The 16161-nt window shown below is 61.6% G+C and carries 18 protein-coding genes; 8 read left to right on the plus strand and 10 right to left on the minus strand.

The window, feature by feature from the left end:
- Positions 1-109: 109 nt before the first annotated feature.
- Both B5E43_RS14075 and B5E43_RS14080 read left to right on the plus strand, forming a co-directional pair.
- A complete protein-coding gene (locus B5E43_RS14075) occupies positions 110-454 on the plus strand; it encodes a YbaB/EbfC family nucleoid-associated protein (protein WP_087397725.1) in 345 nt (114 codons plus the stop codon).
- Between the two features lie 228 nt (positions 455-682).
- Positions 683-2011: an MATE family efflux transporter gene (locus tag B5E43_RS14080; RefSeq protein ID WP_242964845.1), complete on the plus strand. Its 1329-nt coding sequence runs from the start codon at positions 683-685 to the stop codon at positions 2009-2011.
- Between the two features lie 57 nt (positions 2012-2068).
- Here the strand turns inward: B5E43_RS14080 and gluQRS are convergent, their stop codons facing one another.
- From gluQRS to mltG, 4 genes are all read right to left on the minus strand, one after another.
- Positions 2069-2986, minus strand: a complete 918-nt coding sequence (gene gluQRS / locus B5E43_RS14085; RefSeq protein WP_275533022.1) for a tRNA glutamyl-Q(34) synthetase GluQRS — start codon at positions 2984-2986, stop codon at positions 2069-2071.
- On the minus strand, positions 2983-3378 hold the full coding sequence (locus B5E43_RS14090) for a metallopeptidase family protein (RefSeq protein WP_087397730.1): 396 nt from the start codon (positions 3376-3378) through the stop codon (positions 2983-2985). The genes gluQRS and B5E43_RS14090 overlap by 4 nt, the downstream gene beginning before the upstream one ends.
- A 15-nt stretch (positions 3379-3393) precedes the next feature.
- Positions 3394-4614 carry a U32 family peptidase gene (locus tag B5E43_RS14095; RefSeq protein ID WP_087397732.1) on the minus strand — a complete coding sequence of 407 codons (1221 nt, stop codon included), beginning with the start codon at positions 4612-4614 and terminating at the stop codon, positions 3394-3396.
- A 62-nt stretch (positions 4615-4676) separates the two neighbouring features.
- Positions 4677-5804 (minus strand): endolytic transglycosylase MltG, encoded by a 1128-nt coding sequence (mltG, locus tag B5E43_RS14100; RefSeq protein WP_087397734.1) that lies wholly within the window; start codon positions 5802-5804, stop codon positions 4677-4679.
- A 116-nt stretch (positions 5805-5920) separates the two neighbouring features.
- Between mltG and B5E43_RS15280 the strand changes: the two genes are divergently transcribed.
- A complete protein-coding gene (locus B5E43_RS15280) occupies positions 5921-6082 on the plus strand; it encodes a hypothetical protein (RefSeq protein WP_164475099.1) in 162 nt (53 codons plus the stop codon).
- A 31-nt stretch (positions 6083-6113) separates the two neighbouring features.
- Here B5E43_RS15280 and B5E43_RS14105 read toward each other — a convergent pair whose 3' ends face one another.
- From B5E43_RS14105 to B5E43_RS14120, 4 genes are read right to left on the minus strand one after another with little or no spacing between them, the layout of a single operon-like run.
- The gene (locus B5E43_RS14105; protein WP_087397736.1) at positions 6114-6713 is read right to left on the minus strand and encodes a 5-formyltetrahydrofolate cyclo-ligase; all 600 of its coding nucleotides are present in this window, start codon (positions 6711-6713) and stop codon (positions 6114-6116) included.
- Entirely contained in the window at positions 6694-7236 is a 543-nt protein-coding gene (locus B5E43_RS14110; RefSeq protein WP_087397738.1) for a DJ-1 family glyoxalase III, read from the minus strand. The genes B5E43_RS14105 and B5E43_RS14110 overlap by 20 nt, the downstream gene beginning before the upstream one ends.
- Positions 7237-7263: 27 nt before the next feature.
- The gene (locus B5E43_RS14115; protein WP_087397740.1) at positions 7264-7929 is read right to left on the minus strand and encodes a thymidylate kinase; all 666 of its coding nucleotides are present in this window, start codon (positions 7927-7929) and stop codon (positions 7264-7266) included.
- Complete coding sequence (locus tag B5E43_RS14120; protein ID WP_087397742.1) at positions 7926-8669, minus strand: WecB/TagA/CpsF family glycosyltransferase; 744 nt, start codon at positions 8667-8669, stop codon at positions 7926-7928. Before B5E43_RS14120 ends, B5E43_RS14115 begins: the two co-directional genes overlap by 4 nt.
- Positions 8670-8873: 204 nt before the next feature.
- On the opposite strand from B5E43_RS14120, the gene B5E43_RS14125 reads away from it, so the two are divergent.
- Positions 8874-9173 carry a DUF1294 domain-containing protein gene (locus B5E43_RS14125; protein WP_087397744.1) on the plus strand — a complete coding sequence of 100 codons (300 nt, stop codon included), beginning with the start codon at positions 8874-8876 and terminating at the stop codon, positions 9171-9173.
- A 56-nt stretch (positions 9174-9229) separates the two neighbouring features.
- Here the strand turns inward: B5E43_RS14125 and B5E43_RS14130 are convergent, their stop codons facing one another.
- Together B5E43_RS14130 and rlmB are read right to left on the minus strand one after the other, a co-directional pair.
- Entirely contained in the window at positions 9230-11590 is a 2361-nt protein-coding gene (locus tag B5E43_RS14130) for a hypothetical protein (protein WP_242964846.1), read from the minus strand.
- Positions 11591-11798: 208 nt separating this feature from the next.
- Entirely contained in the window at positions 11799-12584 is a 786-nt protein-coding gene (rlmB, locus tag B5E43_RS14135) for a 23S rRNA (guanosine(2251)-2'-O)-methyltransferase RlmB (RefSeq protein WP_242964847.1), read from the minus strand.
- A gap of 243 nt (positions 12585-12827) precedes the next feature.
- Between rlmB and ftsH the strand changes: the two genes are divergently transcribed.
- From ftsH to B5E43_RS14155, 4 genes are all read left to right on the plus strand, one after another.
- Positions 12828-15020, plus strand: coding sequence for an ATP-dependent zinc metalloprotease FtsH (gene ftsH, locus B5E43_RS14140; RefSeq protein ID WP_087397748.1), 2193 nt, complete (start codon positions 12828-12830; stop codon positions 15018-15020).
- Positions 15021-15200: 180 nt separating this feature from the next.
- Entirely contained in the window at positions 15201-15551 is a 351-nt protein-coding gene (locus tag B5E43_RS14145; protein ID WP_087397750.1) for a BlaI/MecI/CopY family transcriptional regulator, read from the plus strand.
- Between the two features lie 11 nt (positions 15552-15562).
- Positions 15563-15829, plus strand: a complete 267-nt coding sequence (locus B5E43_RS14150) for a M56 family metallopeptidase (protein ID WP_087397752.1) — start codon at positions 15563-15565, stop codon at positions 15827-15829.
- Positions 15826-16161: hypothetical protein (locus B5E43_RS14155; RefSeq protein ID WP_143383021.1), on the plus strand; the 336-nt coding region annotated here is incomplete at its 3' end. The genes B5E43_RS14150 and B5E43_RS14155, both read left to right, overlap by 4 nt.

Genomic DNA, 16161 nt, shown 5'->3' on the forward strand with positions numbered 1-16161 from the left:
TCCCACCTCTCCCGCCCCGGAGAAGGATGCCCTGGACGAACTGCTGGCCTTTGGGGAACAGTTTGACAACATTGTAATTCAATAAATTTCATATAAAGGAGTTTTCACGATGGCAAAAGGTTTTGGCGGCCGGGGAATGCCCGGCATGGGCGGCATGAATATGAACATGCTCAAGCAGGCCCAGAAGATGCAGCAGGACATGATGAAGATGCAGCAGGAGCTGCAGGAAAAGGAATACAGTGCCGCAGCTGGCGGCGGAGTGGTGTCCGCCACCGTCAACGGCAAGCATGAACTGAAATCCCTGACCATCGACCCCGAGGCGGTGGACCCGGAGGACGTGGAGATGCTCCAGGACATGATCGTGGCCGCTGTCAACGAGGCCATGCGCGCTGCCGACACCGACGCCTCGGAAACTATGCAGAAGCTCACCGGCGGCCTGGGACTGCCCTTCTAAACAAGTGACCATTCTGGTTGGTCCGCTGCAATCTGCTGCGGACCAGCTTTCTTTTTCCTTGCCTTTTAACTAAAAAAGCGCTATAATAAGAGCGAAATATTAATGAGAATGGTTCCCATTATTCGGCGTAGCGGCGCCGTCTGGGCCCGGAGAAGAGAAAGAAGTGAGTTCATGCCCGGTCATTTCCATCAACACCAACCTAAGGAGCAACCCGATCAACGGACAAAAATGCTGGAGACTCCCATCCCCCCTCTGGTGACCTCTCTGGCCATCCCCACCATTATCTGCATGCTGGTCACTTCGGTGTACAACATGGCGGACACCTATTTTGTATCCCAAATTAACACCAGTGCCTCCGGTGCGGTAGGCATTGTCTTCTCCATCATGACCATCATCCAGGCGGTGGGCTATATGGTGGGCATGGGTACCGGTTCCATCGCCTCCCGCCTACTGGGGCAGGGTAACCAGGAGCTGGCAGATACTTATGCCTCCAGCGCCGTTCTGGCCGCACTTGTCCTGGGGCTGTCCCTGGCCACTGTGGGTCTGGTCAATATTAAATCCATTATCTGGATGCTGGGCAGCACAGACACCATCTATCCCTATGCTCTGGCCTACGCTCAGTATATCCTCCTGGGCGCCCCCATTATGATCCTGGCCTTTACCCTCAACAACCTGCTGCGCTGGCAGGGAAAAGCCCGGCTGGCTGTATTTGGTCTTGGTACCGGAGGCATTCTGAATATATTTCTGGACCCTCTTTTCATCTTTGGTCTGGACCTGGGCATTGCGGGGGCAGCCATCGCCACCTTGCTCAGCCAGTGCATCAGCCTTGCCATCCTGTCCAGCTTCTTCCTGCTCAAAAAGAGCGCTCTGCGGGTCAGTCCCCGCTGCATCTCCCGCTCTCCCCGGGTCTACCTGGCCATTTTAAAACAGGGCATGCCCTCCTTTCTGCGGCAGAGCACTCTGAGCCTGTCCACCATGGCCCTGAACTTCAACGCCCGGATCTACGGCGATGCCGCTGTGGCCGCTATGGCTATTGTCACCAAGGTATTTAATGTGGTCCAGTCGGTGATCATCGGCTTCGGCCAGGGATTCCAGCCCGTGCTGGGCTTCAACTTTGGGGCAGGCCGTCTGGACCGGGTAAAAAGCGCCATTCTCTATTCTTTGAAGGTGTGCACCATTCTTCTTACCGTAACGGCAATTCTAGGCTTCTTCTTCGCTCCTCAAATTGTCACCGCCTTCCGGGACGACCCCGACGTTATTTCCATTGGCACCCGGGTCTTCCGCTACCAGTGCTATGCTCTGCCCCTGTTGGCGGTGCTCACCTTTGCCAACATGCTCTTCCAGTCCCTGGGTAAGTCCTTCCGGGCCACCGTCCTGGCCCTGTGCCGCCAGGGCGTATTTGTCCCCCTGGTATTCCTGCTCACTTCCCAATTCGGCCTGACCGGATTGGAGCTGACCCAAATGGTGGCAGACCTGATCGCCTTCCTCATTTCTGCCATCATTATGCTCCACTACTTTATCAAGGAGTTTGGGCGGGATGCCGCTTCCATTGCTTAACCTCTCCCCCCTCAAAAAGGCAAACGCTGCTGTCTGAGTGACAGCAGCGTTTGTCTTTTATTGCAAAACCAAATCTTCCCTAGGCAGCTTGTCCCAGGTAAACAGCGGCACTAGCTCCTCCGGCGTAATTGCCTCCGGTCGGTCTAATAGTCCCGCACCATAAGCCAGCCGTCCCACCAGCTGGGGGGCGCTATAGTGCTGTTGCAGCTGGCCCAGCTCCAGGTCCCGGTCCCGCTTGGCCAGCCGCCGGCCATCCGGAGCCAGCAGCAGCGGTACGTGGCCATACTGGGGATGGGGCAGGCCCAGCCGCTCCTGAAGCCACAGCTGCCGTGGGGTGGAGGAGAGCAAATCGCTCCCCCGCACCACCTGGTTGACCCCCATAAAGGCGTCGTCCACCACCACCGCCAGCTGATAGGCGTACACCCCATCGGACCGCCGGAGAATAAAGTCCCCGCAGTCCCGTGAAAGATTCTCCCGGTACTCCCCCTGGAGCAGGTCCTGGAAGACTACCTCCCGGTCCGGCACCTCCGCCCGCCAGGCGGGAGTGCGTGTCCAGGCCAGCTTCTGACGCTCCTGGGGGGATAAACGGCGGCAGCGGCCGTCGTAGACCGACAGTCCGTCGGAACGGTGGGGGGCGGAGGCAGCCAGCCGCTGGGCCCGGGTGCAGTAACAGGGGTAAATGAGTCCCTGTTCCTCCAGCTCCTGGAAAGCCTGGGTATAGGCCTGGGTCCGGCGGCTCTGATAGACCACCTCACCCTCCCAGGTAAGTCCCAGCCACTCCAAGTCCCGCATCACCTGGTCACAGTATTCCACCCGGCAGCGGTCGGGGTCCAGGTCCTCCAGACGCAGCACCACTCCGCCCCCTTGGCTGCGGGCGGCCAGCCAGGCCAGCAGACAGGACCAGAGATTGCCCAGGTGCATCCGCCCGCTGGGGCTTGGGGCAAAGCGGCCCACTACCCTTCCCTTTTCACTCACCGGGACCGCTCCTCCTCCCGGTCGCCGTACTCCGCCAGGGCCTGGCGGAGAAACTCGGCATCCTGGTCGTCCAGGGCGTGGAGTCCGGCGGTCTCCTCCATGTGGTGGGTGAACTCATGGGCCACGGTGGCGAAGATCTCCTCCTTCCACACCTTCTCGTCCTCCTCCCGGAACAGCCGGACAAAGGAGCCGTAGTAGAGTAGGATGTACCGCCCCAGCATGTCGTGGCAATATTCCCCCATAATGTACATCTCCCCCGGCGGAAAGGCCGGGTCGGGCAGCTCCGCCTCCTCCAGCTGAATGCCCCCGTCCAGCTCCTCATAGAATGCTTCGGGAAACTGCTGGGCGATCTCATCCAGCCAGTCCCCCATCTGCTCATAGGTGGGTACCATTCCCTTCTCCTCCTCTCAGGGCGTCAGGTCCGCCTGGCGGCGCAGCAGGGACAGGGGCGGCGCCGGCCGGGGCAGCTTGGTGGTAAACACCATCTGGGGCTTGCGCACCTCAGATACTGGGTTTCCCTCCTCATCCCACAGCTCTCCCACCTGGAAGGACTGGGGCCGGACGTCCGGTCCCACTAGCTCCAGGGTATCCCCCTGGGCAAATTTGTTTCGCAGGGACAGCCGGGCGTTGCCCTCGTCGTCGCAGGACTCCACCACAGCCACGATCTGCCAGTCCCGGACGTAGCGGGAGTCCTGGGTAAACTGCCCCGGCTGGCCGAAGAAGAAGCCAGTGGAGTAGTGGCGGTGGCTGATGTGCTCCACCTCATCCCGCCACACCGCTTCCAGGGGCTTCCCTGCCGCCGCCGCGTCAATGGCATGGCGGTAGGCCCCGGTGACGATGGCGGCGTAATAGGCCGACTTGGCTCGTCCCTCCAGCTTCAGGGAATCCAGTCCCGCCTCCATCAGCTCCGGAATGTGGTCGATCATGCACATATCCTTGGAGTTCATGATGTAGGTGCCCTGGCCGTCCTCATAGATGGGGAAATACTCTCCAGGCCGCTTCTCCTCCATGAGGGCGTACTGATACCGGCAGGGCTGGGCGCAGGCGCCCCGGTTGGAGTCCCGGCCGGTCATGTAGTTGGACAGCAGGCACCGGCCGGAATAACTCACACACATGGCTCCGTGGGCGAAGGCCTCCAGCTCCAGCTCCCGGGGGGCCTTGGCGCGGATCTCCCGGATCTCCTCCAAATTCAGCTCCCGGGCCAAAATCACCCGCTTGGCGCCCAGGTCGTACCAGGCCTGGGCGGAGACATAGTTGACCACGCTGGCCTGGGTGGAGATGTGGCACTCCACCTTGGGGGCGTACTTCTTGGCCAGGGAGAGCACCCCCACGTCGGCCAAAATAACGGCGTCCACCCCCAGCTCATTGAGGTACTCCAGCCACTCCGGCAGCCGGGCCACCTCGTCGTTGCGGGGCATGGTGTTGCAGGTGACATGGATGCGCACCCCTTTGCCGTGGCACAGCTCCACTGCCTGCTTCAGCTCCTCCGGGGTAAAATTTCCCGCAAAGGACCGCATCCCAAAGGTGGTTCCGGCCAGGTAGACGGCATCTGCCCCATAGGCCAGGGCCATATGCAGGCGCTCCATATCTCCGGCTGGGGCCAACAGTTCCGGTTTTTTGAGGATCATGGATGTTCTCTCCTTTGAAGAAAGGGCAAGGGCGGCTCGGCCCTTGCCCCTTTGATTTGGGTTTATTGATACAGCTGCTGAGAGGCGGTAAAGTTCCTCAGTTCATCATAGGTCTTGAAGAAGTGGTGCTTGTTGTCGTCTCCCAGGGCATAGTAGAAGTAGCCGGTCTTTTCGGGATTCAGAGCCGCCTTGATGGACTCCAGGCCGGGGTTGGCGATGGGGGCGGGGGGCAGGCCCTTGTACATATAGGTGTTGTAGGGGGAGTCGATCTGCTTGTCCGCCTCGGTGGGCACCTTGCCGCCGTTGATATAGGCCAGGGTGGCGTCGATCTGCAGGTAGCCCATGGTGCCGGCGTTGGGGTTGTTGAGCCGGTTATAGATGACCGAAGCGATGGTCTTCCGGTCGCTGCCGTCGGTCTCCCGCTCGATGAGGGAGGCGATGGTGAGGATCTCCCGGATGGTATAGCCGCTGTCGGCCACCTGCTGGCGCATGTCCTCGGTGTATTTGGCGTCGAAGTTGACCAGCATCTTGTTGATGGCATACAGGGCGCTGTGGGGGGTATTGAATTCATAGGTATCGGGATAGAGGAAGCCCTCCAGCCGGTTGGCGTCTCCCAGAGGAATGTCCTGGAGGAAGGAGAAGGCGTAGTCGTGCTCCGCGGCCACCTTGGTCAGCTCCTCCACGGTGGAGACTCCCTTGTCCTCCAACAGCTGGAAGATCTGCTGAATGGTATAGCCCTCGGGGATGGTGACGGTGACCACTGCCTTGGTGGAGGAGTTCATGCTCATGCCAGAGATCAGAGCCCGGTAGTCCATATCGGTGTTCAGGGTATAGGTACCCGGGGAGATCTTATCCTTGCCGCCGGTAATGGTGGCAAAGAGATGGAAGAGGAGCTTGTATTCGATCAGGCCCTCCTTTTTCAGCATACTGGCCACATCGCCGAAGCTGTCCTCCTTAGTGATGGTCACGGTAACTTCCTTTTCCGCCTTGTTCAGGGCCAGCACGTCGTTGGCGGCAATCCAGCCGATACAGGCCAGGAGGATGGACACACCGATCACCGCCACGATATACAGCGCCACAAAGCCCGCGGTGCTCCCTCTGGAGCGGCGGCGGGAGCGGCGGACGGGCGCCTCCTCCCGGCCCTGGCTGGACCGAGTCCGCGTGCTTCTGGTTCTTCGTTCTTCTGCCATAGGGTCAGCTCCTAACAAAATTTCCCCGCTCTTCTGTCACCTGGGACAGGGGGGCTCCATAGAATAGTACAGAATCCCGGGACACCGGTCCCGGAAGCAAGTGAGGTGAAACGAACATGTGTTGCGGGAATAACGGTTTTGGCGGCAACAGCTGCCTGTGGATCATTCTGCTGATCATCATCCTGTGCTGCTGCTGCGGCGGTAACAACAACGGCCGCAGCGGCTGCGGCTGCGACAACAACAACTGTGGCTGTGACAACAACTGCGGCTGCTGCTGACATCTCAGCGGGTACTCAGGAAAGCGGGGCGTCACGCCCCGCTTTTCCCCTCTGGAACCATGGACAAGCAGCCCTGTTCGGTGACCACCCAGTCCACACGCTGGTCATGGGGCTCCGTGGGCAGGCGGTCCTGCAAAACCCGCTCCCGGCACAGACCGATCCGCTCTCCGGAGTAGCTCTCCAGCCAGCGGTCGTAGTAGCCCCCGCCAAAGCCCAAACGGAAGCCCTGGCGGTCATAGCACAGGGCCGGAACTAGAACTAGGGCCAGCTCCTGGGGGGGCAGCAGCGGGCAGTCCTCCCCCGGCTCCAAAATGCCGAAGGCGGCGGGCACCAGGGGGATGTCCTGCCGGTACAGCCGCACCTCCATCCCCCGTCCGGGAGTCATGCGGGGCAGGCCCACCCGCTTTCCCTGCCGGCACAGCTCTTCCGCCAGCCGCCCGGTCTCGGGCTCCCGGCCGGGGATGCCCCAAAAGAGGAAGATGGTAGCTGCCCCCTCCACCTGGGGCAGAGACAAAAAGTTGGCAAAGAGGGCCTCATCGCTCTCCCGGCGCTCCCGGTCTGTCATCGCCTCCAGACTCTGCCTCAGGCGGCGGCGCAGCGCCCCCTTCTCCTCAGCGGTAGCAGACGGCATTGCGGATCTCCTCCGCCTTCCCGGCTCCCGCCAACACCTCCACCAGCTTCAGCCCAAAGTCAAAGCTGGCTCCGGCGGCCCTGCCGGTAATGAACTTGCCGTCCACCACCACCGCCTGCTCCGGACAGGGAATGGCATTGGTGAGGCCATTCTCCATACCGGGGTAACACACCGCCTGTTTCCCCTTCAGATGACCCAGACGGCCCAGCAGGGTGGGAGCGGCGCAGATGGCCGCCAGCCAGATGTCCCGGTCCAGGGCCTCCTGAATCAGGGCGGCCACGGCCGGATGCTCGCTGAGGTTGCGCACACCCTTCAGGCCGCCGGGAAGTACCACCATGTCCGCCTGGGTCAGGTCCACCTTTCCCAGAGGCAGATCGGCCTTCACTTCAATCTGGTGGCTGCCTGGGACCAGCTCCTCCTCCACCCCCACCAGGGCTACGGGGACGCCCGCCCGGCGCAGCAGATCGGCGGGAACCAGGGCCTCCGCCTCCTCAAATCCGGGTGCTAACAGAATATAGACCATGGAAATCCTCCTTTCACCGTGGGTCCCTCACAGCAGAGGGGCCGCCAAAGACCAAATTTCCTCGTGGATCTCTTCGATGTCGCGCAGCCGCTCCCCCTCCATGCAGGGGATCACCTTCCACCCCAAGGCCTGGGCCGCCTGGAGGGCACATTCCCGGCAGGAGGCCAGGTAGCCGGTGTCCAGCTCATGGATGTCAGCGTGGGTGTGGGTCTGCTCCTCCCGGGCCCGGAGCAGCTCCACCGCCTTGGCCGTGGGCATGTCCAGGTAGAGCACCAGGGAGGGCCGGGGCAGGCCCAGCTTGTTGTGTTCAAAATCGTCCAGCCAGGCAAAGAAGGCTGGGCGCTCCTCCGCAGGACACTTCACCGCCTGGTGCACCGCGTTGGAGGTGGTATACCGGTCGGTGACCACCAGTCCGCCCTGGGCGTAGTAGTTCCCCCACACCTTTTTCAGGGAGGCGTAGCGGTCCACGGCGTAAAAGGCGGAGGCGGCATAGGCGTTGACGTCCTGGGGGTGGCTTCCAAACTCCCCGCCCAAATACATACGGATGAGGGCGGAGGAGGGCTCTTGGTACTGGGGAAACACTAGGTTGCGGTACTCCCGGCCCATGGTATCCAGCCGCCGGCAGAAGCGCCCGAACTGGGTGGACTTGCCCGACCCGTCGGTGCCCTCAAAGGCGATGAGAGTCCCGCTCACTGGTCCTCACCCGCCTTTTTCTTTCCCTTGGCCCGCTCTCCCGCCGCCTTTACCAGCACCAGGGGCAGGCGGGCCATCCGGCTGGCGCGGCTGGGCTCCTGCTTGAGGCGGTAAGCCCATTCCAGCCCCAGCTTCCGCCAGGCCTCCGGAGCCCGCTCCACGTTGCCCGCAAACACATCCAGGCAGCCCCCCAGGCCGATGGCCAGCCGGGCGCCGGTGTGCTTGCCCCACCGGGCCATCCACTTCTCCTGCTTGGGTGCTCCCAGGCAGACAAAGAGCAGATCAGGCCGGGCGGCGGCCACCTCCAGCAGCACCGCCTGTTCGTCCTTAAAGTAGCCGTCGTGGGTGCCGCACAGCACGATCTGGGGGTAGCGCTCCAAAATGCGCCGTCCGGCCTCCTCAGCCACTCCGGGCTTGGCGCCCAACAGATACAGCCGTCCTCCCTTTTCGTTGAGGCACTCCAGCATGTCCTGGGCAAACTCGATCCCAGGCACCCGTCCCTTTAAGGGTGTACCCAAAATTTTAGCGGAATAGACCACCCCGATGCCGTCGGGCAGCACCAGGTCGGCCTCATTCAAAATATTCCGAAACTCCCGGTCTCCCTCTGCGGCCAGAAGAAATTCCGGGTTTGGGGTGACCACGTAGTGGAATTGGTTTTCCTCCAGCAGCTCCGCTCCCCGCTGGGCAGCCTCCTGCCGGGTCAAATTGTCGAATTGGACCCCCAAGATCTCTGTTTTCACGTCCGTCCCTCCATGGGTATCAGTGTCCGGACCCAGGTCCGGCAGATTTGGTTTCACTCCATATTTGTCGTATTATTCTACCATGGTACCGTAAAAAAGTCTATGAAAATTCCATGAAGGTTTTGGAAAGCGGCCGGGTTTTCCTTGCCTTTTTTCCTCTTATGGGGTACACTGTCCCAAAACCGGCACAAAGGAGTGAGGGCCATGTCCCCGGAGCTTTGGCAGATATTAGGGCTATATTTACTGGCAGTCAATGTGGCCACCCTTTGGGTCATGGGGGTAGACAAGGCCCGCTCCCGGAAGGGACGCTGGCGCATCTCGGAAAAGGCCCTGTTTCTCCCCGCTGTTCTGGGTGGAGGGCTGGGGGGCGTACTGGGCATGCACCTGTTCCACCACAAAACCCGCCACTGGTACTTCCGCTGGGGCTTCCCCCTGCTCCTGGTCCTCCAGGTGGCGGGACTGGTGTGGCTGGCCCTTCGGTTTGGGCCCTGGCCCCTGTTTTAAAGAAAAACGAAGCCCCGGCGAGGAGCAAACTTCCTCACCGGGGCATTTCTTTGTGTTTAATAGCGGTGGACCCAGCCCGACAGCAGCCACACCGGCGTCAGCCAGGTGACCATGTAAACCATCAGGTTCAGGGGAGACAGAGAGCCGTAGGCCTGCACCGACACCAGATAGGCGGACAACAGCAGCCCCAAGGTGGAGCCCACGCAGCACAGCACCGCCCCCAGCCGGGTGCACCAGCGCAGGCGCTTGGCAGCAGTGACCGCCTCGGCAAAGGGATACAGTCCCTCCCGGCACAGCAGAGCGGTGAGCACCGAATTGTGCTCCTGCTCCGGGTCGGACAGCTCCCTGCGGCGCTCCACGGGGGGGAAGTCCATCTTGTCAGCAGCCAGCTTGAACCGCTGGTGGAGCATGGCGGGAATGAGGTTGAAGTCCCGGGTGGCCAGCACCGGTCCCACCTTCTCCCGCATCAGCTCCTCCAGGGAGGGGAATGCGGTATCAGGCAGGGAGTAGCTCAGGGCAAAGATGCCCGCCAACTCCCCGTTAATGGCGCAGAACACCGCGTTTTTCACGTTCAGTCCCGTGGGCAAGGAAATTTCCATCAGGTTCATAAAAGCGGCCGAGCCCACCAGCACCTGATCCCCCCGGATGTTAGCCGACAGCCCCCCGCCCTCATAGCAGCAAAGCCGCTCGGCGCTGCGCATCAGGCCGCCCAGGGCCCGGAGCTGGTCGTGGAACAGCTTGCCCAGGCCGCTGCCCGAATCCCGGATGAGGGTAGCCGTATAGGCCACCACCCGCTCCATGGGGAAGTCTCCCAGCACTTTAAAGCCGTTGAGCTCCACATAGCCTGGTGGGAAGAGGTCGGTGTCGGTAATGAGCACCCGGTCTCCCCGCTTGGAATCGGCCAGACCCGGCCAGCCCGCCAGCGCTCCGCCGCTCTGGATGAGGCGGCGGGCCACTTTATGGAAGGAGCGCCCGTAGGCCAGCGCCCCGCCGAAGGCGGCGGTGGCGGTAAACAGAGCGGACAGGCCCCATAAAATTTCCTCCGGATGCCCCTTCCCTGCCGTGGCTAACAGGGAAAAGAGCAAATCGGCGATGAGGAGCAGGGGGCAGTAGCGGCAGAAGATCTTCTGGGCGCCGTCATCCATCTGAATCTGGCTGCCGAAGCCCTCGGCGGTGCCCGCCCATTTGGCGTAGGTGTCCCGGCCATTCCACTTGCCCTCGTCCAGGGTCACCCGGTAGGGCTCCGAGGAGGCGGCCGCTGTGCGGCAGGACAGCCGCAGGGCGCAGCGCTTGTGGTAGGTGCCGTGGAGCAGCAGCCACAGTCCGGTGAGGGCCACCAGGGAATAGGGCAGCCGCCCCGCCTGGTCCTCTGTCAGCGCCAGTACGATCCCGTCCGCCAGGGTGAAGATACAGGACAAGGCACACAGGGTGTCCATACCCACCCGGCCCCGGAAGGCCCGTCCCAGGCCGGCCAGAAGCACATCCAGGCCCAGGAGCATTCCAGCCCCCAGCAGCCCGGCGGCAATGGCGCTTTGGATGGCCGGTGTGTCCACAGGGGGCAGCCACACCAGACCCACCGCGGGCACGGCCACCTGCACCAGGGCGATGATGGCCAGAAAGAATACCAGCACACCCCGCAGGCGCATTCCCTTCAGGCCCCGTCCATAGGTCTTGGCCAGCTCCTGGGGGGACAGGTCGGGGGGGGGCGGATCGGGCCGCTTGGGACGGCGCAGACGGCCCAAATCCCACTTGGGCGGGACCTCCTCCCGGTCTGTGCCGGGGATGAGCCGCTCCAGGCGGCGCACCTCCTCCGGATCGGTGCGCTCGTCCTCCTCAAACATCCGGTCGGCGTAATCGTCCGCCTTCCGGCTCACGTCCTTTAAAAAGGCGGAGAGTACGCTCTCCTCCTCGGGAAACTCAATGACCCGGTCTTCTTCGTCCTCCTCCGGACCATCCCCCCTGTCCTCCAGGTCTCCGTTCTCGTCCAAAGCGTCTTCTTCCTGGACTTCCTCTTCCTCCGGCTCCTGGGTTAAGACTTCCTCCGGCTCTTCGTCTTCCTCCGGTGGGCGGTGCTTCCCTCCCGGAAAACTCACCACCTTGCCTCTGCGTTCCTTGCGGCGGGGAGGACGGGGCCAGGGCAGGTCCGGTTCCTCCGGCAGTTCCCGGTCCGGTTCTGTCTCTTTCTGTTCCAGTACCGCAGTCGTGCCGCCTGTGGTCCCAGCCTGCTCTGAAATTGGCTGCGTGTCTGTCACGCCGGACCCCTTCACCGGAACAGCACCCCGGCCGCTCTCACGACCGGAGCCGTACTCCGCCAGAATGTCGTCCAGAGAAAAGCCTTCCCCGGAGGCGCCCTGAATGAGCGACTTGACCTGACTGAGGTCATCGTTGTTCAATTGTTTCGATTTGCGGTCGCTCATATGCGGTTTCCTCAGTGTGGTTTTGGTTGCTTACAAAATGGGTCCAGGCTCGCTGCTGGCTACGCCTGCGCGCTTCTGTATTTGTCACGCTCCGGATTGGACGCGCAGCCGGGTCGCTTTCGCTGCGACTCAAAGGCCAAACAGCGGAGCCTGCGGCTCCCTTGGTTTGTCCTTCTCGCTCCGCTCCAAGCTCCCCTGCGCGTCTATCCTACACGCTTCTACGCTGCCGCACGGCCTCATAGAGCAACACGGCGGCGGCGGCCGAGGCATTCAGGGAGTTGATCTTGCCAAACATGGGGATGGACACGGTAAAGTCGCAGGTCTCAGCCACCAAGCGGCTCATGCCCTCCCCCTCGCTGCCAATGACAATGGCGGTAGGGCCCTTCAAATCCGCCTCATATAGGGAGGTGGTTCCCTCCGCGGCGGTGCCGAAGACCCAGATTCCCTCCTCCTTCAGCTCCTTGAGCAGAGCGGTGAGATTGGGCACCCGGGCCACGGGCACGTGGGCCACCGCTCCGGCGGAGGTCTTGGCCACCACGGCGGTCAGTCCGGCGGAGCGGCGCTTGGGGATAATGACCCCGTGGGCTCCGGCGGCGTCGGCGGTGCGGATCACCGCCCCCAGGTTGTGGGGATCGGACAGCTCGTCGCACACCACGATCAGGGGGGGCTCCCCCTTCTCCCGGGCGGCGGCCAGGATATCGTCCACCGAGGCGTACTCCCGCACCGCGCACTGGGCGATGACGCCCTGATGGGAGTGAGTGCGGCTCATGCCGTCCAGCTTGCGCCGGTCGGCGTCCACCACCACAATGCCCTGCTCCCGGGCGGTGGAGGCGATGTGGCCCAGGGTGGCGTCCGTGTCCCCCTTGAGCAGAAAAATTTTATCAATGGTGACCCCGGCCCGCAGTGCCTCGATCACGGCGTTGCGGCCCTCGATGATACCGTCGTTTTCCGTCTCCACCGGGGCGGAGCGGCGCAGAGGGGGTCTTTTATTCACAGTGGATTCCTCCATTCACAGGGATTCGACATACGGGAAATAGTATATCATATTTAGACTGCGGGTGGAAGGGCCAAATTGGCCTTCCTTTCTCTTTTGTGCATGGAAAAGAGTTTCCATTTTCACAGAAAGTTTACAGCCACTTTCCTTGTTTTTAAGGTGTGGATGTGGTATGATATGGGTTAGCTTGCCTAGGAAAGACTTGGGCCTGCAAGTTTACAAAAAGCGCGGAGGTATACTCCCTTGAAACCAGATAAAGGAAACAACAAAAAAAATACCTTTGGTCTCATCACCCTAATTTTATGGGCCCTGGTGCTGACCATGGTATTCAAGAGCTGTTCCTCCTCCTACGCCAGTGCCAATGAGGTGCAGGTGGACTACTCCACCTTCAAGCAATGGGTGGAAGAGGACAAGGTGGAGCGTGTGCTCATGCAGTCGGGCAAATATACCATTACCCTTCGGGAAGGGGTAACGGTAGAGCTGCCCGAGGAGAGCCAGAGCAGCAGTGGCATGACCTTCCCCTGGATGACGGGACAAAACCGGGAGACGGTCTACGTCACCACTCCCACTCCGGTGTCCGACCCGGAGATCTACCAGCTGATGAAGGACCACGACACCGATTACTACAACAAGCCCACCGACAGCTCCACCTACATTATGTCTCTGCTGGTGGGTACCCTGCTGCCCACCCTCATTCTCATCGGCGCCATGCTCTTCCTGTTCCGGGGCATCGGCGGCAAGGGGGGCATGGGCGGCCTGGGCGGCGTGGGCAAGGCCAACGCCAAGGTCTATGTGGAGAAGAAGACGGGGGTCACCTTCCGGGATGTGGCCGGCCAGGACGAGGCCAAGGAGTCCCTACAGGAGATCATCGACATCCTCCACAACCCCCAGAAATACACCGAGATCGGAGCCAAGCTGCCCAAGGGCGCTCTGCTGGTAGGCCCTCCGGGCACCGGTAAGACGCTGCTGGCCAAGGCGGTGGCCGGCGAGGCGGGAGTCCCCTTCTTCTCCATCAGCGGCTCTGACTTTGTGGAGATGTTTGTGGGCGTGGGCGCCAGCCGTGTCCGCGACCTGTTCAAAGAGGCCAGCAAGATGGCCCCCTGTATCATTTTCATTGACGAGATCGACACCATCGGCAAATCCCGCGACAACCGCATGGGTGGCAACGACGAGCGTGAACAGACCCTGAACCAGCTGCTGGCCGAGCTGGACGGCTTTGACCCCGGCAAGGGTGTCATCGTCCTGGGCGCCACCAACCGTCCCGAGGTGCTGGACAAGGCCCTGCTCCGTCCCGGCCGCTTCGACCGGCGTATCACCATCGACCGGCCCAACCTGGCTGGCCGTCTGGCCACCCTCCAGGTCCACACCCGGAAAATCAAGCTGGCTGAGGACGTGGATTTGAAGAAGATCGCCCTGGCCACCGCGGGCACCGTGGGCGCCGACCTGGCCAACCTGGTCAACGAGGCCGCCCTGCGGGCGGTACGCCACGGTCGCCACCTGGTCACCCAGGAGGACCTGCTGGCCTCCTTCGAGTTTGTCATCGCCGGCAGCGAGAAGAAAAACTCCGTGCTCACCGAGTTTGAAAAGCGACTGGTAGCCTACCACGAGGTGGGCCACGCCATGGTGGCCTACAAGCAGAAGAACGCCGAGCCGGTGCAGAAGATCACCATTGTCCCCCACACCGAGGGCTCCCTGGGCTACACCCTGCTCATGCCCGAGGAGGACAAGACTAACCTGCGCACCAAGGAAGAGCTCATGGCCAAGATCACCGTATCCATGGGCGGCCGGGCTGCGGAGGAAGTGGTAATGAACACCATGACCAACGGAGCCTCCCAGGATATCCAGGAGGCCACCAACATCGCCCGGAACATGGTGGCCATGTTCGGTATGAGCGAGGAGTTCGGCATGATGGCTCTGGGCTCCATCCGCAACCAGTACCTGGACGGTGGCTACGGCCTGGACTGCGCCCAGGACACCGCCGCTGTGATGGACAAGGCGGTCAAGGCCATTCTGGACGTGTGCTATCAGACCGCCGTGGAGGTTCTTAAGGAGAACCGGGAGGACATGGACAAGGTGGTTGCCTACCTGCTGGAGAAGGAGACCATCACCGGCGGCGAGATGGTGGCCATCATCGAGGGCCGGGACCCCGCCCTGGTGGAGGACGCCTACGCCTCCACCCGCAAGGCGGTCCCCGGGAACTTCCGTCCCTCCCAGCCCGAGGGCATCGAGGCTCCCGCCAAGCACATCCATATTGTCAGCGAGGAGATCAAGGCTCCGCCCCAGGAGGACGACCAGGAAGACTCCTCTCCGGATGCTCCGCAGGAGGACGCTCAACAGGAGGACGGGACTGACACCCCCGCTTCCCAGCCCACCGCTCCCGACCCGGAACAGAGCTCCCCTTCTTCGGACCAGGACTCCAAACCGGATCAGCCCTAATATTTCGCCTAATAGAAGCCCGTGTGTGACCGTGTTGGCCGCACACGGGCTTTTTTATCCTCTGCACCACATGTACCCAGCCGGCAAACACCCGCCCAAAACTTTGTGTTGACTTTTTCTGTCTAATGGGATAGACTACAGATAGATAGTCTATTCCATTAGACAGAAAGGAGTCCAATGATGGATACCCCAAAAATCTTTGAAAGCGAGTATCGCTTCTGTCTTATTTTGTGGGAGTGGGAGCCGGTCACCACTACAGAGCTTGTGAAGCTGTGCCAGCAGCGCCTGGGCTGGAAGCGGACCACCACCTATACTGTAATCAAACGGCTGGGGGAGCGGGGCGTTCTGAAAAACGAGGATGGGCTGGTCTCCTCCCTCATCTCCAAAGAGGAGGCCCAGGTATCGGAGATTGACGAGCTGATGGAGAAGAAATTCCAGGGCTCTCTGCCCGCCTTCCTGGCCGCCTTTGCCCGCAGGCAGGCGCTGTCCGAGGCAGAGGTGGAGGAGATCCGTCGGATCATCGAAAAGTAAGGAGGCCGGCCATGGAAGCAGTGTTTGTACAGGTGGTCAATCTTAGCATTGCCGCCAGCTGGCTGGTTCTGGTGGTCATGGTCCTCCGGGTGGTGTTCCGAAGGGCACCCAAATGGATTTTCTGCCTGCTCTGGGGGCTGGTGGCCCTTCGCCTGGTCTGTCCCTTTTCCATAGAGAGTGCTCTAAGCCTGATTCCCAGCGCCCACACGCTGCCGCCGGAGATTATGGCGGCCAGAGCTATGATCTGTCGGAGCGAAATGCGTCCATCAACGCCGTGACTGACTGGTTCCCCGTGGGACAGTATCTGGTCTTTCAGGGGCATACCGGCCCCAAACACAACGTATACTGCATCTTCGACACGGTCTCCCGGTCTTTTGAGCCCGATCTCATGGGCGCCAACCTCACCTTCCGGGGGGACGACATCACCACCGGCATCTACTCCTTCTGGTCCGACGTATACGCCTACGACGGCACCCTGCTGGCCTCCTTTGACTTAGAGGAGGGGGAGTTTATCTCCCGTTTGGAGTACAGCGGGGCTCCCACTCAGATCACCGCGCACATTTTCGGAAATAGGGGCGAGTGGAGCACCACCTGGTCTCCCTCCGGGGCC

It is taken from the genome of Flavonifractor sp. An100 (genome assembly GCF_002161175.1).
Classification (GTDB): domain Bacteria; phylum Bacillota; class Clostridia; order Oscillospirales; family Oscillospiraceae; genus Lawsonibacter.